Source organism: Nonomuraea sp. NPDC050556, assembly GCF_044457355.1.
In the GTDB taxonomy this organism is placed as follows: Bacteria; Actinomycetota; Actinomycetes; order Streptosporangiales; family Streptosporangiaceae; genus Nonomuraea.
Map to the genome: position 1 here is coordinate 3,404,985 of NZ_JBITGU010000001.1, position 22,973 is coordinate 3,427,957.

Sequence of the window (22,973 nt, forward strand, 5' to 3'; positions counted from 1 at the left end):
GGCACGTCCAGGCGGGCAGGAACGTGAGCCCCCCCGACGGGCGGGTGGCCCGCCAGGGAGGGGTGGTCCAGCGCGCGCCGGTAGCCGGGCCGGTCGCCGTGGACGGCCCGGTGGCCGTGGCCGGGGGTCGGCCCGGTGGCTAGGCGCCGTGGCCGGGGGCACCGTAGGCGGGCCGGGTGCCGTCGCGGTGGCCGGATGCCATGGCCGGATGCCATGGCCGGGGTGCCATGGCCGGGGTGCCATGACACGGTGCCATGGCCGGGGCCCGGTGGCCCGGGTGCCTGGGGTCCGGGGTCCGGGGTCCGGGGTCCGGGGTCCGGGCCGTGGGCTGTGGCTCCGTAGGTGTGGGTGGGCCGTGACTGGGGGGTGGGGTGGTGGGGGTGGGCTAGTTGACGCCTGCCTCGCGCATGTCGCGGAGTTCGCGCTTCAGCTCCTTGATCTCGTCCCGCAGCCGAGCAGCCACCTCGAACTGCAGATCCGCCGCCGCCTGGTGCATCTGCTCCGTCAGCGACTCGATCAACGACTCCATCTGCGCCCGAGGCAGCTCCCCCGCGATAGCCCGCGCGTGCGCCCCCGCCTGCTTCGCCACGAACCCCGGCACCGGGGCCTTGCCGCGCGACTGCTGCCGCCCGGAGCCCATGAGCTGCTCCGTGTCCGCGTCCTCGCTCCGCATCGAGTCGAGGATGTCGGCGATCTTCTTGCGCAGAGGCTGAGGATCGATGCCGTTGGCGGTGTTGTAGGCGATCTGCTTGGCCCTACGCCGGTTCGTCTCGTCGATCGCCCGCTCCATCGACGGGGTGATCTTGTCGGCGTACATGTGCACCTGGCCGGACACGTTACGGGCGGCACGGCCGATCGTCTGGATCAGCGACGTCTCCGACCGCAGGAAGCCCTCCTTGTCCGCGTCGAGGATCGCGACAAGCGACACCTCCGGCAGGTCGAGGCCCTCGCGCAGCAGGTTGATGCCCACCAGCACGTCGAACTCACCGATCCGCAGCTCCCGCAGCAGCTCGATCCGCCGCAGCGTGTCGACCTCGCTGTGCAGATAGCGCACCCGGATCCCCAGCTCCAGCAGGTAGTCGGTGAGGTCCTCCGACATCTTCTTGGTCAGCGTGGTGACCAGCACCCGCTCGTCCCGGTCGGCGCGCTCGCGGATCTCGTGCACCAGGTCGTCGATCTGCCCCTTGGTCGGCTTGATGACCACCTCGGGGTCGATCAGGCCGGTCGGGCGGATGACCTGCTCGACCACGTCGCCCTTGGACCTGCCCAGCTCGTAGGAGCCGGGGGTGGCCGAGAGGTAGACCGTCTGCCCGATGCGCTCCAGGAACTCCTCCCACTTCAGCGGCCGGTTGTCCATCGCAGAAGGCAGCCGGAAGCCGTGGTCGACCAGGGTGCGCTTGCGCGAGGCGTCGCCTTCGTACATGGCCCCGATCTGCGGCACCGTCTGGTGCGACTCGTCCAGCACCAGCAGGAAGTCTTCGGGGAAGTAGTCGAGCAGCGTGTTGGGCGCGCTGCCCGGCTCGCGGCCGTCCATGTGGCGCGAGTAGTTCTCGATGCCGGAGCAGGTGCCGATCTGGCGCATCATCTCCAGGTCGTAGGTGGTGCGCATGCGCAGGCGCTGCGCCTCCAGCAGCTTGCCCTGCCGTTCCAGCTCCTCCAGCCGCTCGGCGAGCTCGATCTCGATGCCGGTCACGGCCTTGGCCATGCGTTCCTCGCCCGCGACGTAGTGGGAGGCGGGGAAGATGTAGAGCTCGGTGTCCTCGCTGATGACCTCGCCGGTCAGCGGGTGCATCGTGGAGAGCTTCTCGATCTCGTCGCCGAACATCTCGATGCGTACGGCCAGCTCCTCGTACTTCGGGATGATCTCGATCGTGTCGCCGCGCACCCGGAACGTGCCGCGGGTGAAGGCCAGGTCGTTGCGCGTGTACTGCATGTCGACCAGGCGGCGGAGCAACTGGTCGCGCTCCACCTCCATGCCGACCCGCAGCCTGGCCATGCGGTCGACGTACTCCTGCGGCGTGCCCAGGCCGTAGATGCACGAGACCGAGGCGACCACGATGGTGTCCCGCCTGGTCAGCAACGAGTTGGTGGCCGAGTGGCGCAGCCGTTCCACCTCGTCGTTGATCGAGGAGTCCTTCTCGATGTAGGTGTCGCTCTGCGGGACGTACGCCTCAGGCTGGTAGTAGTCGTAGTAAGAGACGAAATATTCCACCGCGTTGTTGGGCAGCATCTCCCGCAGCTCGTTGGCGAACTGCGCGGCGAGCGTCTTGTTGGGCTGCATGACCAGAGCCGGGCGCTGCAGCCGCTCGATGAGCCACGCGATCGTCGCCGTCTTGCCCGTGCCTGTGGCGCCGAGCAGGACGTTGTCCTTGTCCCCGGCCTTCACGCGGCGCTCCAGCTCGGCGATCGCCGTGGGCTGGTCGCCCGAAGGAGTCATCTCCGTGACGACCTCGAAGGGCGCCACGCTCCGCTGCAAATCTGTGACCGGTCGCATGAAGCCCACTGTAGGCAATCGCTCCGACAATTCTTGCAAGCGTCCAGCAAGTGTGACCCGGTACGGTCTGGTATCGCCCCAAAGGAACCCCCAAGGAGAGAGGTGCGATGTCGCGTCCCAGAGAAGCGCTGATCCAGGCGGGCCAGGGACTGGCCCAAGCCGTGGTCCAGGGTGGTGATATCCGGCAGGCGGTCGGCCAGGCGGTCGGGGACCTGGGGCAGCAGGCCAAGGGCTTCACCCTCAACGCCCACGACTTCGCCGCGGCGCGCGACGGCAGCGTCTCCGTGGGCACGCTCATCGAGGCCCGTACGGCGTCGCTGAACGAGGCCGGCGAGATCGTCAACCGCAGCTTCAGCGAGAACGGCATGCACGTCATCTCGCCCGTGGTCATCCCCAAGAGCGGCACGGCCAAGGTGCTCATCCCCCTGGCCATCCTCGTGGTGCTGGGCCTGATCGGCGCGCTCGGCGGCATCCTCCCCGGCGTCGAGGTGATCTTCGGCATCCACTACTGGGTCGTCCTGGTGCTGGCAGCGGTGTTCCTGTGGTGGCGGCGCAGCGTCGTCATGGTCCCCGAGGGCTGCAAGGCGCTGATCACCAAGTTCGGCAAGCTCGTGCAGATCGCGGAGCCGGGCCGGGTGACGCTGTTCAACCCGTGGAAGCGGGTCAGCTACATCGTCAACACCACCCGCGAGTACCCCTTCAACGCCCCCATCAGCGAGGCGCCGACGCAGCAGGGCGTCAAGGCGAGCGTCGACCTGTTCCTGCAGTTCCGCATCGAGAACCCGGCGGAGTTCATCTTCGTCCTGGGCAGCGTCAGCGGCTTCCAGTCCAAGCTGCAGAACGCCATCAGCGAGGTCACCCGCTCCCTCATCTACGCCCAGCGCGCCGAGGAGATCTACGACCTGGTGGGCGAGAGCACCCTGGGCATGCTGGACAACCTGAACCAGCAGTTCCTGCCCGCCGTACGGCTGACCGACGTGAACATCACCCACGCCGAGCCGTCCAGCCAGGAGTACCGCATGGACCTCGCGGCCCCCGAGATGGTCAGGGTGGCCAAGGAGGCCTACACCTACGAGTACGAGCTGCAGCTCCGCAAGGAGCAGAACGAGGGCGACCTGATCAAGGAGCTCGCCGGCCTGCAGGAGACGCTGAGCGCGATCCAGGCGGAGATCGCCGGGCACCAGGCGCGCATGGACACCGCGCTGGAGCGCGCGAGCCACCAGGCGAAGGCCCAGGCCAGGCAGCGCCTCGTCGAGGCGGAGTCCGGCGCGAACGCCAACGCGGCGCTGCTGGAGGCCCAGGCGCTCGACATCAGGGCGCTGTCGGCGGCCGAGGCGCCCGAGATCCTCGACTACCGCTTCCAGAAGGACCTGCTGGACAAGCTGGAGTCCGTGGCGACCAGGCTGCCGCAGGTGGTGCAGATCGGCGAGGAGACCGACATCGACTTCCTGGCCCTGGCCCAGCAACTGGTCGGCGGCAAGGGCGCGGTGCTGTTCTCGCCCGAGGACATGGCCGCCATCCGCGCCAGGCTGGGCGCGATCGGCGAGCGGGTGGAGGGCAGGACGGCGGAGATCGACGCGCTGCTGAAGAGAGTGACAGCGGAGGTCACCGCAGAGCCGGAGATGGAACTACCCGTCGCCACCGCGAAGGCCGTCAACGAGGGTGAGGTCCGATGAGCCGCGAGTTCTCGAAGATCAAGGAGTCGGTGGCCTCCTGGTCCGACATCCGCCAGCTGCTGCGCGGCGGCGAGCAGGGCCAGCTCGTGCCCGTCGTCATCCCCAAGGACAGGCGCGGCTTCTCCTGGATGGCGCTGATCTTCCTGGCGCTGTACTTCGCCGGGATGGCCGTGCTCACGGTCAGCATCCTGGCCGGGCTGGGAGCCGTGGCGATGCTGCTGGTCGCGCTGGTCTGGATGTGGCGCCGGGCGATCATCGAGATCGAGGAGGGCACCACCGGCGTGCGCTCCCGCTGGGGCGCGATCACCGGCACCCTCCCGCCGGGACGCCACTACCTGTGGCTGCCCTGGGACCGGGTGGACGCCGTGGTCGACACCTCCACCGAGATCCCCTACTCGGCGCCGATCGTGGCCTGCCCGACCGCCGAGAACGTGCCGCTGAAGTCGATCGAGTTCTTCCTGAAGTTCCGCATCGTGGACCCGGTGGCGTTCGTCCGCACGATCGGCGCGGGCAACTTCGACCTGGTCCTGTCCAGCGCCGTGCAGGACGCGATAAGGCAGCGCAGCCGTCACGTCAACACCGAGCGCGCCTACGACCTGCGCGGCTCCGACGTGGGCGACATGCAGGAGGCGCTCAACCGCCAGCTCACCCGCTACGGCGTACGGATCACCGGCGCGAACATCCCCGACGTCCAGCTCCCCGACCAGTACCAGCAGCACCTGGCCACCCGCGAGAAGGTCGCCAAGGAGCTGTCTGCCTACGAGCGCGAGTGGGAGCTGACGCGCAAGCGCCGCATCGACACCCTACTCATGGAGATCGAGCGCGCCAAGAAGACCCGCGACGCCCGCATCGTCGAGGTCAAGGCCGCGCACAACACCGCGCGCATGAACGTCGCCCGCATGCTGGAGGAGCAGGAGACCGAGGCGCAGCGGGTGCGCTGGGAGATCGAGGCGCGCGGCAGGGCCGAGCTCACCTCGGCCGAGAACGAGGCGCTGGCGCTGGGACGGCTCGCCGAGTCGTACCGCGACAACCGCGCCGTCCTGCAGTACGAGCTCGCCCGGCGCCGTCTGGACGTCGGTGCGAAGCTCGCCGAGAACGCACCGCAGCCGCTGGTCGTCCGTACCCAGAACGGCTCGGGAGACTCTGCCCTTTCGACATTGCTGCTGGCCCAGCTGCTCCCCAAGGTCATGGGGAACGGCAGGGCCGAGCCGCCCGTTGTCGAATAAACCCCAGGGAGGACGAGAAAAATGGTGTTCCGCAAGCTGATGGCCGCGTTCGGCGCGGGCGTCGAAGTCGACACGGTGCTGAGCAGCACGAGTGTGCGCCCCGGCGAGCGGCTGCGCGGTGTGGTGCACTTCCGCGGCGGCGGCTCCGACTACAAGGTCGAGGGCATCACCATCGACCTGACGGCCGTGGTCGAGGTGGAGAGCGGCGACAGCGAGTACCACACGACGTACAGCTTCCTTCGCCAGCAGGTGGCAGGTCCGTTCCAGCTGGCCGCCGGTGCCGCGCACCAGCACCCGTTCGAGATCCCGGTGCCGTGGGAGACGCCGATCAGCGCGATCGCCGGTCAGCCGCTGCGCGGCATGCGGCTGGGCGTCTCGACGGAGCTGGCGCTGGCGGGCGCGATGGACAAGAGCGACCTCGACCCGCTGTTCGTCACCCCGCTGCCGGCCCAGGACCACGTGCTGGGCGCGCTGGAGCGGGCCGGGTTCCGCTTCAAGAAGGCCGACCTGGAGCGTGGCACGCTGTACGGCTCGACGATGCCGTTCTTCCAGGAGATCGAGTATTACGCGGGCGGCGACTGGCGGCGCTACTTCAACGAGCTGGAGCTGACGTTCATCGCGGGCCCCGCCCAGATGGACGTGATCCTGGAGGCCGACAAGCGCGGCGGCTTCCTGTCCTCCAGCCACGACACCTACAACCGGTTCACGATCCGCTACAACGACAACCCCGGATCGGCCGACCAGGCGTTGCAGAACGGCCTGCAGCAGATGGCCAGGCACCGCGGCTGGTTCTAGCAGAGCTCGCGCCCCCGCCTTTCCCGAGCGGCGGGGGCGCGTCCCGCTGGCCAGAAGGACCGCCGGTCCGGGCCAGGCGCCTTCAGGGCTGGGGGTTGTAGGGGGTGGGTTTGGGCTTCCTGCACCGGTACATGCGCTCCAGCCACGCCCGGTAATGCCACCCCATGAACGCCCGGTAGTCGTGCCGCCGGTAGATCTGGAACACCTGCCGCTTCAGCGCCCTGATCGGCGGCGCCAGGTTCGGCGGCAGGTCGCTGATCGTGTACCCCCGGTACGACCGCACCTCCAGCGAAGGCGGCGCCGCAGCCAGAGCGAACCTGGCCGACGCCACGTGGTCCACGTGGTCCGCTCCCACGTCGGGCGGCGAGGGGTCGAGCGTGCGCAGCACCGTCGGTTGGAACCGCTCGTAGAGCGCCCGCAGCATCCCCAGCACGTTCCCGCCGGTCAGGCACCCCCCGCGCACGGTGAACCGCGACACGCACGCCGTATGCGCCCACAACCGCCCCAACGCCCCCCGCCCGCCCTCGGCGCGCGGGTCGCCCCCGTCGGGCAGCCCGGCGAAGATCAGGTGGATGTCGGGCCGCTGGGCGAGCGTGTCGACCCTGAGCCGCAGGCCGCCAGCGTCGACGGGACTGCTGGTCCACTCGTCGCGCACCCCGGCGAGGAACGCGTAGGCCTCCCTGACGCCCGCCTCCCTGTCCTGCGCGTACGCCCGGGGGTCGTGGTCGTCGTCCAGCCCCGACTGGCCCTCACCTGCCGTCAGGTACACGGTCACCGTGGGACGCCCCGCCACGACCGCGCCGAACAGGTCGGGGCTCATGAACAGCAGGTCGTCGTCCGGGTGCGCGACGACCTGGAAGAACCGCTCGCCGGGACCTGGCTTGGGCAGCAGCGCCCGCGCCGCGCCCGGCGGGATCGGGAGCACGACGAAGAAACACAGCATCAAAGCCAGCGCCACCGCGAAGACAGACGCGGCGAACGCACGAATCCCCCTCATTCACACCCCCGGACCACCAGGGTAAATGCTGAGGATTCCAATTTCTTTAGCTAAAAGGCTGACTTACCCCTCATACCTTGGTAGGGGGTGGCGACATGATTATGCGCTGGCCGTCCCATGACCGGCTCGTTACGATGACCATGGGGACTGACTGACCGTCGGAATGCGGGGCGAGGCATGACGCGGCTCATCGCGGGGTTGAAGCGGATCGCCCCGTGGGCGTCCCAGAACGCCGACGGCGCCATCGCGCTCGGCCTGGCCATCGTCGTGGGTGCGCTGGGCATCATGCCCATCGAGGTGCCCCCCACCCTGATCAGCTCGGCCACGCTGGTGATGCTCGCGCTGGTGGCGACGGCGCTGCTGCGCGACCGCGCCAGGCAGGCGCCCGTCGAGGCGACGATCACCTCCAAGGCCTTCGCCGAGCTGCCCATCCGCCTGCAGAAGCTCGAACAGCTCGAAACGCTGATCACCGGCACCCGCCGCGCCCTCGACGAGATCCAGCTCGTCCGGGTGCTCGCCAGCCCCCAGGAGATCGCCCAGGCGCACGCCGACGCCCGCCGCGACACCACCAGGTGGAGCTTCAAGGGCGGCACAGGCACCTACCTGCGCGCCGTCACGCTCCCCCAGGCCGTGGCGGCGGCCCGCAAGGACAAGCGCCACCTCACGGTCAGGATCGAGGTCATCGACCCGACCAACGCCGAGGTGTGCGAGGCCTACGCCCACTACCGCCGCTCGCTGTCCGACGCGCCGGACGGCACCGGCGAGGTGTGGACGGCCGACCGGGCCAGGAAGGAGTCGTACGCCACGGTCCTGGCCGCCTTCTGGCAGCGCCAGCGCTACGGGCTGCTCGACATCGGCGTGGGGCTGTCGTCGACGATGACGACCTTCCGCTGGGACATCTCGGCCACCCGCCTCATCATGACGATCGAGGACCCCAACCGGGCGATGACCGCACTCGCCGGCACCTTCTACTACGAGAGTTGCGACACCGAGCTGCGGCTGAGCCTGGAGCAGGCGCGCCGGGTGCCGCTGGAGCTGTACAAGACCGTGCCGCTGAGCGAGGAGCCCACGACGGAAGAGGTCGAGGAGCTGTTCCAGCGGATCGGGCTGCCCCTGCCCAAGTCCTACAACGAACGCGACGTGGTCGACATCGCCATGAAGGCCCTGCGGCCCAAGGATCCCTATGAGCTACCGAAGCGTCCTTGAGGAGGTGACGGTGGGCAGGGCCGGGCAGTGGGCGCTGAAGGCGCTGGCCGACCTGCGCGGCGTCACCCCCGTACGGCACCCGCTCGGCTTCGTCTGCCTGCCGCTGGAGCGGGACGGCGGCGAGGGCGTGTGCCTGCACCTGTGGTCGGACGCGCTGACGCACGCGGAGACGACCACCTCGCAGATCCACTGCCACAGCTGGGACCTCGTCAGCCACGTCCTCTACGGCCAGGTGCGCAACGTGCACGCCGTGGTGCGCGACGCGGCGGAGGACGCCACGCACCGGGTGTTCGAGGTGGTGAGCGGCAGCGACGGCGACCGGATCCGGCCGACCAGGCGCACCGTGCGCCACTCCACCGGCCTGGTCGAGGTGTTCGGCACCGGCCAGACCTATACGCTCGGCGCCGGACGCTTCCACAGCAGCGTGATCCCCGAGGGCGGCGAGGCGGTCACCGTGGCGCTCGGGCGGGGCCGTCCCGGCAGCCACGACCTGTCGCTCGGCCCCCTCGACACCGGCGGGCACCACGTCGCCAGGAAGCCGCTCGACGCCGACGAGACGGCGCTGGCCGTACGCCTGCTCCGCACGCGCCTGACCGAGGAGGCCTGATGGACCTGGAACACGCCAGGAGGACGGCGGTGGACGCGGCGGAGGCCGCGGGCGCCCTGCTGCGCGCCGGCACCGTGGCCGGGTTCGGCGTGGAGGCGAAGGGCGAGTCGGGCGACGTGGTCACCGAGCTCGACCTCGCCTCGGAGAAGCTGCTCGTGGAGCGCATCCTGACCGACTACCCGGCGCACTCGGTGATCGCCGAGGAGTCCGGGCTGCTCGGAGCGGCGGAGAGCGAGTGGACGTGGCTGGTCGACCCGCTCGACGGCACCAACAACGTGGCGATCGGCCTGCCCGCCTACGTGGTGGGCCTGGCGCTGTGCCGCTCGGGGCGTCCGGTGCTGGGCGTGGTGCACGACCCGGTCGCCGGTCAGACCTGGTCGGCCGTGCGCGGCCAGGGGGCCCTGGGGCCTTCAGGGGTACGGCTGGCGCCCGCCTACCGGCCGTCGCGGCACGGGCCGCTGCTGGCCTGGACCCAGGGGTACGGCGTGGCCAGGGCGGACACCGGCGTGATCTCCATGAAGGCGACGCTGGAGGTGGCGGCGCGGCGGGTGCTGCAGCTGTGGGCGCCGCTGCTGTCGTGGGTGATGCTGGCCAGGGGCGACATCGACGGCATCGTCGGCTACCACGCCGAGGCGGTCGACCTGCCCGCAGGTGCGCTGATCGCGCAGGAGGCGGGGATGGAGATCAGGGCGCTGGACGGCGGGCCGTTCGAGGAGCGCATCGACGGCACGGCCGAGGACCGCAGCTTCGTGGCCGCCCACCCCGACGCCATCCCCCTCCTGCTCTCCCTCACCCGCGAACACCCTCCGGGATGAGGAGGGCGCGCACGGTGTCCCAGCAGGCCTCGTCCACGGCGTTCAGCAACCCCACCCGGTCGTCTCCCGGCGCGTAGGGAGAGCCGTCAGGGCGCAGGGGCACCCCGCCCGCCTCGGCGAGCAGCAATGTGCCCGGGGCGTGGTCCCAGGGCAAGGTGCGGTGGAAGAGCGCGAAGTCCAGCTCGCCGTCCACCAGCAGCGGGTAGTCCACGCCCGCGCACCGCGACCCGGGCCCCACCGACCCGAAGAGCGGCGAGGAGGCCTCCACGTGCGCCCGGTCCTGCGGCGACAGGAACCGGGTCAGCGCCACCCCGTGAAGGGACGAGACGTCAGAGGGAGCGGGCTTACGCACGACGCGGGAACCGTCACGCCACGCCCCGGATCCGCGCTCGGCCACGTAGACCGTCCCCGAGACCGGCCGCAGGATCCACGCGGCGACCGTGACCCCGTGCCGCACGAGCGCCGCCATCACCGCGTACTCCGGCCGCCCTGCCACGAAGTTGGCCGTCCCGTCCAGCGGGTCGACCAGCCAGGCGACCGGCGCCTCCACCAGCGCCCGCACCAGCCCCGGGTCGGCCGAGGCCGCCTCCTCCCCCACGACGGGCGCGTCGACCAGCCCGCGCAGCCGTACCGAGATCAGCTCCTCGGCCTCACGATCCGCCACGGTCACCACCTCGCCGGGCGACTTCTCCGACACGTCCCCGTCGGCCAGCGCCCGGAACCGGGGCACAATCGCCGTCGAAGCCGCCTCGCGCAGGATCCCGGTCACCGCGTCGATATCCATGATCCCGAGGTTAGCCGGTGACGCTGGGCCGCCCGTTCTCCACGTGACCCATCAGCCGCCGGTGGAAGGTCGCGTCGCCCGCGCAGGTGATCTCCAGGTCGTACCAGCCCTGCGAGGCCTCCAGCGGCCACACCACCTGCCGGTACTGCCCGGGACGCAGCGGCACGGTCTGCGTCTTGTCCCCGTAGGCCAGCGCACGCACGGTCAGCACCACCCGCGCCTCCCCCAGGTTGACGATCTCGACGCGCAGCTTGCGCGGGTCGATGTCGATCACGCTCGACACCTGCACCCGGCCCGCCTCGCCGGACAGCGACCCGGCGAAGGAGCGCCGGAACCCGTTCGGCCCGGTCAGCACCAGGTCGTACGAACCGGTCGGCACCGGCACCCTGCGCGTGGTGACGCCGAGCACGTCCAGGTGCAGCGGCGTGGCGAGCTCGCCGGCGTAGGGGTAGAGCGCCAGGTGCGCGCTCTCCCGCCCGCTGTTGGCCAGCGTCAGCTCCAGCTCGTTGCCCAGCACGCGGGCCCAGGCGTTCGGCTGGTACGGCAGAGCCCTGGCGGGCTTGGTGCCCTCCTCCTGCACGGGCATGCGCTGCTGCGCCGGAGGCGCCGGCTTCCAGCGGCCGGTGAACGCGGGCACCGGGGCGGGCTGCGCGGGTACGGGCCGCTGTGCCGTACCCGAGAAGTCGAAGGCCGAGGTGAGGTCGCCCGCCACGGTCCTGCGCCAGCCGGTGATGTCGGGGAAGCGCACGCCGAGCCACGTCTCCAGGAACCTGACCGTGGAGCTGTGGTCGAAGGTCTGCGAGCAGACGTAGCCGCCCGCCGTCCACGGCGACACGACGGTCATCGGCACCCGGATGCCCAGCCCGATCGGGTTGCCGTTGTAGTAGTCGTCGGCCTGCTCGGCGGGCGGGAGCGGCGGCGGCACGTGGTCGAAGAAGCCGTCGTTCTCGTCGTAGGTGATGAACAGCGCGGTCGACGCCCAGGTCTCGGGGTGCGAGGCGATGGCGTCGATGATGTCGTAGGTGATGCGCGCGCTCTGGATCGGCGAGGAGGCGCTGGGGTGCTCGGAGTCGGCGGCCGACGGCACGATGTAGCTGACCTCGGGCAGCGTGCCCGCCTCGACGTCGGCGCGGAAGGAGGCGGCGAGCGTCTTGGACGGCACGCGGCGCAGACCCCGGTCGAACAGGACCCGCTCCTCGGCGGTGAGGGTGGCGACGCCCTCCTCCAGGCGGGCGAGCAGCTGCTGGCGCCTGGTCTCGTTCGCGCCGCGCAGCGCGCCGTAGAACGAGTCCATGCTCTTGAAGTCGCCCAGCAGCGCCTTGCGCGCGATCTGCCTGAAGCGAGCGAAAAATTCGAGATTATTGTCCTGGTAGTTGTCCCACTCGTGGTAGACCTTCCACGACCGGCCGGCCGCCTGGAGGATCTCGCCCGCGTTCGACCAGGTGTAGCCCGCGTGGGTGTTCTCCGAGTACGCGGCGTTGTCGATGGCCCGCTTGCTGGTGCCGGGCTCGTAGCCGGTGTGGCCGGAGACGTGGTAGTTGCGGTTGGGGCTGGTGGAGGAGAGCACCGAGCAGTGGTACTGGTCGCAGACGGTGAAGGTGTCCGCGAGTTCGTACTGCAGGGGCAGGTCGGCGCGCGTGTAGTGCGTCATGGTCGCCTGGCTCTTGGCCGCGATCCAGCCGTCGTGCCAGCCCTTGGCCGCGGCCGCCTGGCCGTCGTTCCAGCCGTGCGCCAGCGCGGAGATCCACTGCAGGTCCTTGCCGACCAGGTCGGCCGCCTCGCGCACCGGGAAGGGCAGCACGCCGCTCTGGTCGAAGACCGGCTTGCCGTTGCGCTGGGTGACGGCGTTGCGGTCGCCGAACCCGCGCACCCCGCGCATGGTGCCGAAGTAGTGGTCGAAGGAGCGGTTCTCCTGCATGAGGAAGACGACGTGCTTGATCGCCGACAGCCCGCCAGGGGCGATGGGCATCGCCATGGCCCGGTGCAACGAGGGGGGCAGGAGGGAACCGGCGGCTACGCCGGCGCCGATGGCCAGAAATTGGCGGCGTGAGGGTGACATGGTGATCAGCGTCCCAAAGGTAGGAAACCAGACCATTTATGGAGAATGACGATCACATGACGAGTGCCCATACGCAGACGGGCAGCGCCACCGCCGCCAGCAGCGCGCCGGTGGCCAGGAAGCGCCGCATGGGCACCCGCACGCCGTGCCGCCTGCACGACTCGAACCACAGCAGCGTCGCCAGCGACGCCCACGGCGTGATCACCGGCCCGACGTTGGTGCCGACGAGCAGCGCGAAGAGCTGCTGCCGGCTCGTGTAGGGGATGACCCCCTCCAGGGCCTTGTAGGCGGGCAGGTTGTTGATCGAGTTGGCCAGCCCGGCCCCCACGAAGGCCGTCCTGTACGGATCACCGTTCGTGCCGAGCATCCACCCCATGAGGTCGGCCAGCCCGTAGCGCGACAGCGTCGGCACCACGAGGAACAGCCCGGTCACGAAGATCAGGAGCTGCCAGGGCACCAGGCTCCACGTCAGCCGCTTGCGGTCGCGCACCGCGTAGGCGACCACGACGATCACGGCCCCGGGCAGCGCGGCCATCCACGGGTCCACGGCGAACAGCAGGCCGATGAAGAGCAGGCACCCCAGCGAGGCGGCGCCGAAGAGCACCCGGTCAGGCACCGGCTGGACCACGGGCGGGGTGTAACGCACCTCGCCGCGCTGCTTGAGCCGCCAGTAGAACACCCACAGGAGCAGCATCGTGACGGCGATCGCGGCGAGCTGGGGGGCCCACATGATCGCGGCGAACTGCTCGGGGCGCAGGTTGATGCGGTCCATGGCGAGCAGGTTCGTCAGGTTGGACACCGGGAGCAGGAGGCTGGCGGTGTTGGCCAGCCAGATGGTCGTCATCGCCAGGGGAAGGGCGGCGATCCTGGCCCTGGGGGCGAGCGCCAGCATGACGGGGGTGAGCAGGACGGCCGTGGTGTCGAGGTTGAGGAAGATGGTGACGAAGGACGCGAAAGCCGTACACAGGAAGAAGAGCGCCAGGTAGTGGCCGCGGCCCGCGACCGCCATGCGGGCGGCGATGGCGTCGAAGACCTGGGCCTCCTTGGTCAGCTCGGCCAGCACGATCACGCCGACGAGGAAGACCAGGAGGGGCCCGATGTCGTCCAGGCTCTCCACCGCGCTCTCCAGCGGAAGGAGGCCGGTCAGCACGAAAACGATCCCGAGTACGAGCAGCCCGATCCTGATCCAGTCGAGCATGCCCAGCCGCTTCAGCACCCCGGTCCCCTCATCGATCCGGTGTCGCGCCGGCGTGTCTGCTTCATGGTCCCCGCTCCCTTCGCGGCAGTAGACATGATCGCACGCGAGGGCGTTCTGTTGATCGAACCGCTCCACAACCGCGACGCCACCGGAGATACTGGGCAGATGGCACGTGACGGTAGGCCGACCGACATCTTCGTCAGCTACTCCCCCGCCGACACGGCCTGGGCCACCTGGCTGGCGTGGGAGCTGGAGGCGGCCGGGTACAAGACGATGATCCAGGCCTGGGACTTCGTGCCCGGCACCAACTTCATCGACTTCATGGACCGCGGCGTCAGCGAGGCGCAGATCGTCATCGCCGTCCTGTCGCGCAACTACCTCACCTCCACCTACGGCCGCCTGGAGTGGCAGGCCGCGCTGCGCGCCGACCCGGTCAACCCGTCCAACAAGCTCGTGACCATCCGCCTGGAGGACGTCCCGCTCGAAGGGCTGCTGTCCACGATCACCTGGGTGGACCTGGTGGGCGTCAACGACCCCGACCAGGCCAGGGCGCTGCTGATGACGCGGGTGGCCGAGGCGATGTCCGGCCGGGCCAAGCCGGAGAGAGCCCCCAGCTTCCCCACCAACAACGCGGAGCCGCACCCGGTGCCCACCCTCCCCCGCCCCCAGGCGCGCAACCGCCGCGCGCCGGGCACCGCGCCACGCTTCCCCCCGCAGACCGCGCCCGACCAGGGCCGCGAGTCGCTCACGGTGCTGCAGCTCGGCGGTCCCAGGTTCGGCCGCGCGCTGCCCGACCCGGGCGAGCCGTTCACCCCCGAGGACATGCAGGAACGCATCTGGGCCGACCTGACGAGCCTCTACGACAGGGGCGCGCCGCGCCCCGACCTGATGGCCGTCTGCGGCGACCTGACCGAGTCGGGCAGCCTGGGGCAGTTCGGCAAGGCCACCAGGTTCCTCACCGACCTGCGGCTGCTGCTCGGCCTGGAGCCGCAGCGCCTGCTCGTCGTCCCCGGGCCGCGCGACGTGAACAAGGCCCTGGCCAGCGCCTACTTCCTGACCTGCGAGGCGGAGGACGAGCACCCGCAGGCCCCCTACTGGCCCAAGTGGCGCCACTACTCCGGCCTGTTCCACGAGCTCTACCAGGGCCTGGACGACCGGGTCTTCGACGGCACCCAGCCGTGGACGCTGTTCGAGATCCCCGAGCTCAAGGTCGTCGCCGCCGGGCTCAACTCCACGATGGCCATGACGCACCTGGAGAAGGACGCCTACCCGCTGGTCGGCGAGGGCCAGGCCGCCTGGTTCGCAGAACGGCTGCGCCCCTACGAGGAGGACGCCTGGCTGCGCCTCGGCGTGCTCGGCCACCCGGCGGAGCGGCTGAGCGACGCGCCCTCCTTCCAGCGCCTGCTCGGCAACCGCGTCAACCTGCTGCTCGAACCGATCGCCAGGCACCGCCTCGTCGAGATCACCAGGGACGGCCTGCGCACCTGGCTGCCGTCCGCGCCGGAGCCCGAGCGCACGCGGCGCACCTGGCACGCCGTGGAGGCCACCTTCACCGGCGAGGACCGGCGCAGGGAGGAGCGCGCCCCCGACCCGGTGACGCCCGAGCCCACCCCGGTCGAGCTGCTGCTGGACCGCATCACCGAGGTGTGCGAGGCCAGGCACGAGCGGGCCAGGATCCGCCGCTTCGGCACCCACCTGGTGCTCACCCACCCCGAGAGCGGCTTCGTGCGCCAGACGATGATCGGAGCCCTGGTGGGCGAGCCCACGGCCGCCGACGTCGAGGACTTCGTACGGCTCGCGCACGCCGCCGGCCTCGCCGCCGAGCTCGTCTACCAGGGCCCGCAGCCGCCCCGCGCGCTGCGCGAGGACCTGATGCGCCGCGGGGTGCGGCTGCGCAGCTTCACCGAGTTCCAGGGCCTGCTCGACCTGTCGGGCTACGTGGCCGAGCAGACCGTACGGCTGCGCACGGACCGCCGCTACCCGCCCGACCTGTACGTGCCGCAGCGCTACCGCGAGATGGACCGCCCGGGGCACGAGATCAAGCCGGGGCTGACCGACGAGCTGATGCGGCTGCTCGGCGGCGACCACGGCAGGTTCGTCATGGTCCTGGGCGACTTCGGGCACGGCAAGACGTTCGCGCTGCGCGAGCTGGCCAGGCGCATCCCGGCGGAGCTGCCGCACCTCATCCCGATCCTCATCGAGCTGCGCGCCCTGGACAAGGCGCACTCGGTCGACGGGCTGGTCGCCGCGCACCTGGCCAACCACGGCGAGGAGGTCATCGACCTCAAGGCCTTCCACTACCTGCTCCGCCAGGGCCGCATCGTGCTGCTGTTCGACGGGTTCGACGAGCTCGTCACCCGCGTCACCTACGACAGGGCGGCCGACCACCTGGCCACGCTGCTGGCCGCCGCGGAGGACAAGGCGAAGATCGTGGTGGCCAGCCGTACCCAGCACTTCAAGTCGCACAGCCAGGTGCTGACCTCGCTCGGGGAGATGCTCGGCGTGCTGCCGCAGCGCCGCGTCTTCAGCGTCGAGGACTTCACCCACGACCAGATCCGCTCCTACCTGGCCAACCGGTTCACCGACGCCGACGAGGCCACGGCGCGCATGTCGCTGCTCGAAGGCATCAAGGACCTCATCGACCTCGCGCAGAACCCGCGCATGCTCACCTTCATCGCCGACCTCGACGCCGACCGGCTGCGCGCGGTGGCCACCGCGCGGCACACGATCAGCCCTGCCCTGCTGTACGAGGAGATCCTCAGCTCGTGGCTGGCCTTCGAGGAGCAGCGCACCCTCGTGCCCGGCTCGCCCAGCACGCTGACGACCGACGAGCTGTGGCAGGCGGTGACGGCGCTCGCGCTGCGCCTGTGGGACTCCGGCGAGGCGTTCCTGGGCCTGGCCGAGCTCACCGAGATCGCCGAGACGCTCACGGGGCTGGCCGACGGGCAGCTCACCAGCGCCCAGGCAGCGCACGCGATGGGCACGGGCAGCCTGATGGTGCGCACCGATGAGGGGATGTTCGGCTTCATCCACTCCTCGGTCATGGAATGGCTGCTGGCCAGGCACATCGCTGGCGGGCGCTGGGAGGTGCTGTCGCGCCGGCCGCTGTCGGCGCTGACCGTGGAGTTCCTGTGCGACCTGGCCGACGCGCGCGCCTGCCACGCCTGGGTGGCCTCGGTGCTGGGCGACCAGAACGCCGACGACGTGGCGCGGGCCAACGCCGTCAAGATCAGCACCAGGCTGCGCACCCCGTCGCAGGCCGACCTGCGCGGCGCCGACCTGCGCGGGGAGGACCTGTCCGGGCGCGACCTGTCCGGCGTGGACCTCACCGGGGTCGACCTGACCGGCGCGACGCTGGTGGAGACCGACCTGTCCAGGGCGATCCTGCGCGACGCCAAGGTGGTCGACGCGCGGCTCGACCACGCCAGGCTGACCGGCGCCGACCTGCGCGGGGCCGACTTCTCCCGGGCGAGGCTGGCCAGGACGGATCTGTCCGACGCGGTGTTCGAGGGCAGCCGCTGGGACCGCGCGGCCCTGATCGCCGTCACCGGCACCCTCCCCACGCTGTACGGCGCGGCCGTGGCGCCGGGCATGCCGATCGAGACGCAGCTAGCGCCTGCCGCGCTCGGCGTGCCGTACGGATATCACTTCCAGACAAGCAGGCTGCCCCAGCCGGTCGCCTACAGCCCGGACGGCGGGATCCTAGCCATCGGCGGCGAGGACGGCGGGGTGCTGCTCTGCGACAGCGCCAGCGGGCTGCCGATCCGCACCCTGCACGGGCACCGCGGCCGCGTCTACGCGGTCGTCTTCTCCCGCGACCAGCTCGCCACGGGCGCCAGCGACGGCACGATCAGGCTGTGGGACCCGGCCACCGGCGCGCCGCGCCACGTGCTGCGCGCGCACGAGGAGGGCGTGTGGCCGGTGCTGTTCAGCCAGGACGGCACGCTGATCTCCGGCGGCGGCGCGGACGGCGTCATGCGCGTCTGGAACGCCGCCACCGGCGAGCTGGTGCACGAGCTGGAGGGTCACCAGGCGCCCATCTACACCGCGGTGTTCACCGGCGGGCTGCTGGTGACCGGCGACGCTGCGGCCGTCATCCGGGTGTGGGACCTGGCCAGCGGCACGCTGGCGCGGGTGCTGGAAGGCCACGGCGGCGCCGTCTACCGGGTGGCCGTGATGGGCAACCTGCTGGCCGCCGGAGACCGGGAGGGGACCGTGCGCATCTGGGACAGGGACACCGGCGCGGTCGTGCACGAGCTGACCGGCCACACCGGGCGCATCTACAGCCTGACCTTCTCCCCCGACGGCACGCTCCTGGCCACCGGTGACACGCACGGCGTGGTGCGCCTGTGGGTGCCCTCGACGGGCGAGTCGCTCGGCGTGGCGACCACACACGGCGCGTCGGTCTACCAGGTCGCCTTCAGCCCGTCGGGCGCGAGCCTGGCGACGGCCGACTCCGACGGCGCCGTCCAGCTCCACACCGGCGGCGAGCGGCGCGACCTGACCGGGCACCGGGGCGCGGTGTGGCCGTTCGCCTTCCGCCCGGACGGCGAGCAGCTCGCCACCAGCGGCAACGACGGCACCACCCGGCTGTGGGACCCGGCGACCGGGCAGTGCGTGCGGGTGCTGCGCGGGCACGGGCGGCGCATCACCTCGGTCTGCTTCAGCATGGACGGCACCATGCTGGCCACCAACGGCAACGACGGAACGGTCCGGGTGTGGGACCCGCAGACCGGGCGGCGGCTGCGCGAGTTCACCGGCTCGGCCGACCGGCTCATCTCCGCCCTCTTCTCCCCCACCGAGCCGGTGCTGGCCACCGCGAGCAACGACGGCGGCGTGCACTTCTGGAACGCCTCGACCGGCGACTACGAGCGCGAGCTCAACGCCGAGACCGACCACGTCTGGGCCGAGGCGTTCAGCCCCGACGGCGAGCATCTGGCCACGGCCAACGACGACGACAGCGTCCGCATCTGGTACCGGCCCACCGGGCGGCTGGTGACCGACCTGACCGAGCACAAGGGGCGGGTGCGCTCCATCGACTTCAGCCCGGACGGCGCGCGGGTGGCCACCGGGTGCGACGACCGGCGGGTGCGGGTGTGGGACGTCGCCTCAGGCGAGCTGCTGCAGAACCTGGAGGGCCACGACGACCGCGTCTACAGCGTCCGGTTCAGCCCGGACGGCGAGCTGCTGGCCAGCGCCAGCAACGACGGCCGCGCCTCCATCTGGCGCGGCGACGTGCTCCTGCACACACTGCCGCACGAGGGGCGGCTCTGGACGGCCGCGTTCAGCCCGGACGGGCGCACTCTGGCCACCGGCGGCGACGACCTGGTGGTGCGGATGTGGGACGTGGCTTCCGGACGGCTGGTGCACGAGCTGGCGGGGCACTCGCGCCGGGTGTGGTCGGTGGCGTTCTCGCCCGGCGGCGACCTGCTGGCGAGCTCGGGGGACGACGGCGTGGCCATGGTGTGGAACGTGACCGAGGCGCCGTCGCTGCGGTTCACCCTGCTCGGGCTGCCGGAGGGGTGGGCGGCGCTGGCCCCGGACGGGCGCTACAAGCAGGAGGGGGAGGTGGCGGGGCAGTTCTGGCACACCATCGGGATGTGCAGGTTCGAGCCAGGAGAACTTGACGCTCACCTGACCGCGGTACGGCAAGTGCCAGGGGAAGCCCAATTCTAAAGAGATCCCTACCAGCGAGTAACATTATGGTATTTATGGGACGATTGGGCGTTTAGGGAGCGTTTTTCCCTTGTGTCCCCATCGTTCCGTGTCCTTGCCTTGGTCCCCGCCCACAACGAAGCCGATCAGATCGCCGAAACCCTTGCCTCGCTGCGGGCCCAGGAACAGGCGCCCGACCGGCTGATCGTCATTGCCGACAACTGCACTGACGACACGGCGGCCATCGCGGCGGGGCTCGGCGCCGAGGTCGTGGTCACCGAGGGCAACGCGCACAAGAAGGCCGGAGCGCTCAACCAGGTGCTCGATCGCCTCCTGCCCGCCATGGACGAGCGTGACCTGGTCCTGGTCATGGACGCGGACTCCGCCCTGGCCCCAGGATTCATCGCGCACGGCGCGGAACGGCTGGCCACCGAGGACCTCGCCGCCGTCGGCGGCACCTTCACCGGCAAGCCGGGCGGCGGCCTCGTCGGCGTCTTCCAGCGCAACGAGTACGCCAGGTACGCCCGCGACGTGCGCAGGCTGCGCGGCAAGGCGCTCGTGCTCACCGGCACGGCCACCCTGTTCCGCGCCACCACCCTGCAGCGGGTCGTCGCCGCGCGGGCGTCGGGTGAGCTGCCAGGGGCCGCGCACGTCTACGACGTCCGGGTGCTCACCGAGGACAACGAGCTGACGCTCGCCATCCTGCACCTCGGGCTGCGCATCCTGTGCCCGCCGGAGTGCGCGCTGACCACCGAGGTCATGCCGACCTGGCGGGACCTGTTCCGCCAGCGGCTGCGATGGAAGCGCGGGGCGCTGGAGAACCTCGTCGACTACGGCTGGACCCCGGCGACCCGCAAGTACTGGGGACGCCAGTTGCTGTCGTTCGTCGGCGTCATCGTGATCTTCACCTACCTGGCCGCCGTCGGCTACGCGCTGGCCGTCACCGGGTCCGTGAGCGTCGCGCCGCTGTGGCTGGCGATCACCGCGATCTTCGTGGTCGAGCGGGTGGTGACCGTACGCTCACGCGGTCCTGGGCAGATGCTCCTGGCCGCGACCCTCGTCGTCGAGATGGTCTTCGACGTCTTCCTCCAGGTGGCCCAGGCCAAGGCGTTCTGGGACGCCGCCTGGAATCGAGAAAGGAAATGGTAGTCGTGTACAACAACCCGATCGGAGGGGTCGCCGCGGGCTTCGGAGGAGCCGCCGCCGCGCCGCTCGTCGGAGCCAGCCCGCTCTGGGTCGCCCTGGGCGCGTTCGCGCTGTTCTCCGCCGCTCTGGCGGTGGCCAGGATCCTGCCCAAGCGGGAACGATGAGGCGGATCGCGGCGCTGCTCGCCGGCCTTCTGGTGGTCGCCGCCCTCGCCGTGCCCGCTTCTGCGGCCTCGTCCGCCCCGGTCTCGCTGACCATCCCCGCCATCGGCGTACAGACGAGCCTGGTCCAGCTCGGGCAGAACGCAGACGGCACCATCGAGGTGCCCGCGCTGTCCGACGTGATGAAGGCGGGCTGGTACCGCTACGGATCCGTCCCCGGCCGGCCGGGACCCGCGGTGATCGTCGGGCACGTGGACACCTACCGCGGGCCGGCCGTTTTCTTCCGGCTGGGCGAGCTGCGCAAGGGCGACACCGTGACGGTGAAGGGCGGCGACGGGAAGGACGTCGCCTTCACCGTGGACTCCGTCGAGCAGGTCGACAAGGACCGCTTCCCCACCTCGAAGGTCTACGACCCCACGCCGGACGCGCAGCTACGGCTGATCACGTGCGGCGGCGAGTTCAACCAGTCGACCAGGCACTACGAGGACAACATCATCGTCTACGCGCACTCAGGGCGCTGAGACGTCGGTGATCAGGCCCAGGCCGTCCAGCGCCGACAGGAGCTCGGCCAGGGCCGCGTTGCCCTGGCGGGACCCGCCCACCACCGGGCGGGTCCCGCCGTTGATCACCGTCGACGAGCCCGGGGCCAGGACGAGCGGGCTGTCGTAGGACGGGCCGACCACGCTCACCGCGCGGCACCCCTCGTCCACCACCAGGGACGCGGTGGCTCCGGCCACCGGGGAGTTCTCCACGATGCCCGCCAGGGTGATCGCGAACGCCCCGCCGGTCACCACATAGGCGCGGCCCGCGTTCTCGTAGTTCCAGCAGGCGGCCAGCACGTTGCCGAACCCGCCGTCCACCACGAAGCCGTCGCCGCCAGGGGCGGTGAACTCGGCGCCGCAGCCGACCACCGACACGCCCTGGCAGCCCTGCAGCAGGTAGTTGACCCGCTGGCCCTCGCTGGCGCAGGCGTTGAGCGCGCAGTAGGCCATGTTGAACAGGTAGATGCCGGTGCCGTCGTTCGTGTTGCCGTAGCAGGCGATCAGCGACACGCTGGTGCCCGCGGCGCCGCCGGGCACGCCGTACAGGTAGAAGCCGTGCCTGCCGTTGTTCTCCGCGACCACGCGGGTGAAGGCGGACACGATGCCGTTGGAGACGTCCACGCCGTCGCGGCCGAACCGGCGGATGTAGAGGTCCTGGAGCGTGACGTACCTGGTGTTGGGCTCCCGCTCCCTGACCAGCCGCAGCCCCGTACCGGAACCCGTGCCCGGGCCCTCCAGGGTGAGGTTCTCGATCCTGAGGGTGTGCACGTCGGTGCCGGACAGGGCGTCGGCGTCGGGCGCCGTCTGCCTGAGGATCGACGCCGTGGGCGACACTCCGGTGATCGTCGATCCTGGCCTCAGCGCCAGCGGCCTCGTGAGCACGAAGACCCCCTCGGGGAGCCGCACGCTGCCGCCCGCGTCGATCGCCCGCTGGATCGCGGCCGTGTCGTCGGTGACCCCGTCACCTGTTATGGAACTGTCCATAGAAGCCCCCCGACTTCCCTTTTGTCAGCCCGCGTGGTCCTTGAGGGTGGCCCACACCTCGTCCACCCGGGCGTCCAGATCGTCCATCGTGCCCTCGTTGGGGATGACGAGGGTGGCGGCCTTCAGGCGGTCCTCCCGCGTCGCCTGGGCGGCGATCCGGGCGCGCGCGTCCTCCTCCGGCATGTTCCTGTACGTTGCCAGGCGTTCGATCCGCGTCTCGTCGGCGGCGTCCACCACGATGACCACGTCGTACATGGCGGCCAGCTTGTTCTCCACCAGCAGCGGGACGTCGTAGACGACGATCGCGTCCTGCGCCGCCCGCTCCTGCAACGCCGCCACCCTGGCGCCCACCAGCGGGTGCACGATGCTGTTCAGCGTGGCCAGGCTGTCGGGGTCGGCGAAGACGATCGTGCCGAGCTTTTCCCTGTTGAGCGAACCGTCGGGATGCAGCACCTCGTCGCCGAACACCGCGACGATCCTGGCCAGCCCCTGCGTGCCCGGCTGCACCACCTCGCGGGCGATCTTGTCCGCGTCGATCACCACCGCGCCCTTGGCGGCGAGCCGCTTGGACACCTCGCTCTTGCCCGACCCGATCCCGCCGGTGAGCCCCACCTTCAGCATGATCGCA

At 70.7% G+C, this 22,973-nt stretch carries 17 protein-coding genes; 10 read left to right on the forward strand and 7 right to left on the reverse strand.

The window, feature by feature from the left end; all coding sequences use genetic code 11:
- Positions 1-385: 385 nt before the first annotated feature.
- Positions 386-2,494: an excinuclease ABC subunit UvrB gene (gene uvrB, locus ACIBG8_RS16170; RefSeq protein WP_397343503.1), complete on the reverse strand. Its 2,109-nt coding sequence runs from the start codon at positions 2,492-2,494 to the stop codon at positions 386-388.
- A 107-nt stretch (positions 2,495-2,601) separates the two neighbouring features.
- Here uvrB and ACIBG8_RS16175 point away from each other — a divergent pair, with 107 nt between their 5' ends.
- The 3 genes from ACIBG8_RS16175 to ACIBG8_RS16185 are packed head-to-tail and all read left to right on the forward strand — an operon-like array spanning position 2,602 to position 6,191.
- Positions 2,602-4,170 carry an SPFH domain-containing protein gene (locus ACIBG8_RS16175; RefSeq protein WP_397343504.1) on the forward strand — a complete coding sequence of 523 codons (1,569 nt, stop codon included), beginning with the start codon at positions 2,602-2,604 and terminating at the stop codon, positions 4,168-4,170.
- A complete protein-coding gene (locus tag ACIBG8_RS16180; protein ID WP_397343505.1) occupies positions 4,167-5,396 on the forward strand; it encodes an SPFH domain-containing protein in 1,230 nt (409 codons plus the stop codon). The genes ACIBG8_RS16175 and ACIBG8_RS16180 overlap by 4 nt, the downstream gene beginning before the upstream one ends.
- A gap of 21 nt (positions 5,397-5,417) precedes the next feature.
- Positions 5,418-6,191: a sporulation protein gene (locus tag ACIBG8_RS16185; RefSeq protein ID WP_397343506.1), complete on the forward strand. Its 774-nt coding sequence runs from the start codon at positions 5,418-5,420 to the stop codon at positions 6,189-6,191.
- An 82-nt stretch (positions 6,192-6,273) separates the two neighbouring features.
- On the opposite strand, the gene ACIBG8_RS16190 is transcribed toward ACIBG8_RS16185, so the two are convergent.
- Entirely contained in the window at positions 6,274-7,188 is a 915-nt protein-coding gene (locus tag ACIBG8_RS16190; protein ID WP_397343508.1) for a PIG-L family deacetylase, read from the reverse strand.
- Positions 7,189-7,365: 177 nt separating this feature from the next.
- Here ACIBG8_RS16190 and ACIBG8_RS16195 point away from each other — a divergent pair, with 177 nt between their 5' ends.
- From ACIBG8_RS16195 to ACIBG8_RS16205, 3 genes are read left to right on the forward strand one after another with little or no spacing between them, the layout of a single operon-like run.
- The gene (locus tag ACIBG8_RS16195; protein ID WP_397343509.1) at positions 7,366-8,394 is read left to right on the forward strand and encodes a hypothetical protein; all 1,029 of its coding nucleotides are present in this window, start codon (positions 7,366-7,368) and stop codon (positions 8,392-8,394) included.
- Positions 8,372-9,001, forward strand: coding sequence for a hypothetical protein (locus ACIBG8_RS16200; RefSeq protein WP_397343510.1), 630 nt, complete (start codon positions 8,372-8,374; stop codon positions 8,999-9,001). Before ACIBG8_RS16195 ends, ACIBG8_RS16200 begins: the two co-directional genes overlap by 23 nt.
- Positions 9,001-9,816 (forward strand): inositol monophosphatase family protein, encoded by an 816-nt coding sequence (locus ACIBG8_RS16205; protein ID WP_397343512.1) that lies wholly within the window; start codon positions 9,001-9,003, stop codon positions 9,814-9,816. Before ACIBG8_RS16200 ends, ACIBG8_RS16205 begins: the two co-directional genes overlap by 1 nt.
- Here the strand turns inward: ACIBG8_RS16205 and ACIBG8_RS16210 are convergent.
- The 3 genes from ACIBG8_RS16210 to ACIBG8_RS16220 are packed head-to-tail and all read right to left on the reverse strand — an operon-like array spanning position 9,791 to position 13,875.
- Positions 9,791-10,600 (reverse strand): inositol monophosphatase family protein, encoded by an 810-nt coding sequence (locus ACIBG8_RS16210; protein ID WP_397343513.1) that lies wholly within the window; start codon positions 10,598-10,600, stop codon positions 9,791-9,793. The genes ACIBG8_RS16205 and ACIBG8_RS16210 overlap by 26 nt on opposite strands.
- A 10-nt stretch (positions 10,601-10,610) precedes the next feature.
- Complete coding sequence (locus ACIBG8_RS16215) at positions 10,611-12,659, reverse strand: phosphocholine-specific phospholipase C (RefSeq protein ID WP_397343514.1); 2,049 nt, start codon at positions 12,657-12,659, stop codon at positions 10,611-10,613.
- A 52-nt stretch (positions 12,660-12,711) separates the two neighbouring features.
- Positions 12,712-13,875, reverse strand: coding sequence for an SLC13 family permease (locus ACIBG8_RS16220; RefSeq protein ID WP_397343515.1), 1,164 nt, complete (start codon positions 13,873-13,875; stop codon positions 12,712-12,714).
- Between the two features lie 147 nt (positions 13,876-14,022).
- On the opposite strand from ACIBG8_RS16220, the gene ACIBG8_RS16225 reads away from it, so the two are divergent.
- The 4 genes from ACIBG8_RS16225 (at position 14,023) to ACIBG8_RS16240 (ending at position 21,340) form a co-directional block, all read left to right on the forward strand.
- Complete coding sequence (locus ACIBG8_RS16225) at positions 14,023-19,533, forward strand: TIR domain-containing protein (protein ID WP_397343516.1); 5,511 nt, start codon at positions 14,023-14,025, stop codon at positions 19,531-19,533.
- A gap of 99 nt (positions 19,534-19,632) precedes the next feature.
- Entirely contained in the window at positions 19,633-20,661 is a 1,029-nt protein-coding gene (locus ACIBG8_RS16230; protein ID WP_397343517.1) for a glycosyltransferase family 2 protein, read from the forward strand.
- Positions 20,655-20,822 (forward strand): hypothetical protein, encoded by a 168-nt coding sequence (locus tag ACIBG8_RS16235; RefSeq protein ID WP_397343518.1) that lies wholly within the window; start codon positions 20,655-20,657, stop codon positions 20,820-20,822. The genes ACIBG8_RS16230 and ACIBG8_RS16235 overlap by 7 nt, the downstream gene beginning before the upstream one ends.
- Positions 20,819-21,340 (forward strand): class F sortase, encoded by a 522-nt coding sequence (locus ACIBG8_RS16240; RefSeq protein ID WP_397343519.1) that lies wholly within the window; start codon positions 20,819-20,821, stop codon positions 21,338-21,340. Before ACIBG8_RS16235 ends, ACIBG8_RS16240 begins: the two co-directional genes overlap by 4 nt.
- Here the strand turns inward: ACIBG8_RS16240 and ACIBG8_RS16245 are convergent.
- Together ACIBG8_RS16245 and coaE are read right to left on the reverse strand one after the other, a co-directional pair.
- Positions 21,329-22,345, reverse strand: a complete 1,017-nt coding sequence (locus ACIBG8_RS16245) for a glycosyl hydrolase family 28-related protein (RefSeq protein ID WP_397343520.1) — start codon at positions 22,343-22,345, stop codon at positions 21,329-21,331. The genes ACIBG8_RS16240 and ACIBG8_RS16245 overlap by 12 nt on opposite strands.
- 24 nt (positions 22,346-22,369) lie before the next feature.
- The gene (gene coaE / locus ACIBG8_RS16250; protein WP_397343521.1) at positions 22,370-22,966 is read right to left on the reverse strand and encodes a dephospho-CoA kinase; all 597 of its coding nucleotides are present in this window, start codon (positions 22,964-22,966) and stop codon (positions 22,370-22,372) included.
- Positions 22,967-22,973: the final 7 nt, after the last annotated feature.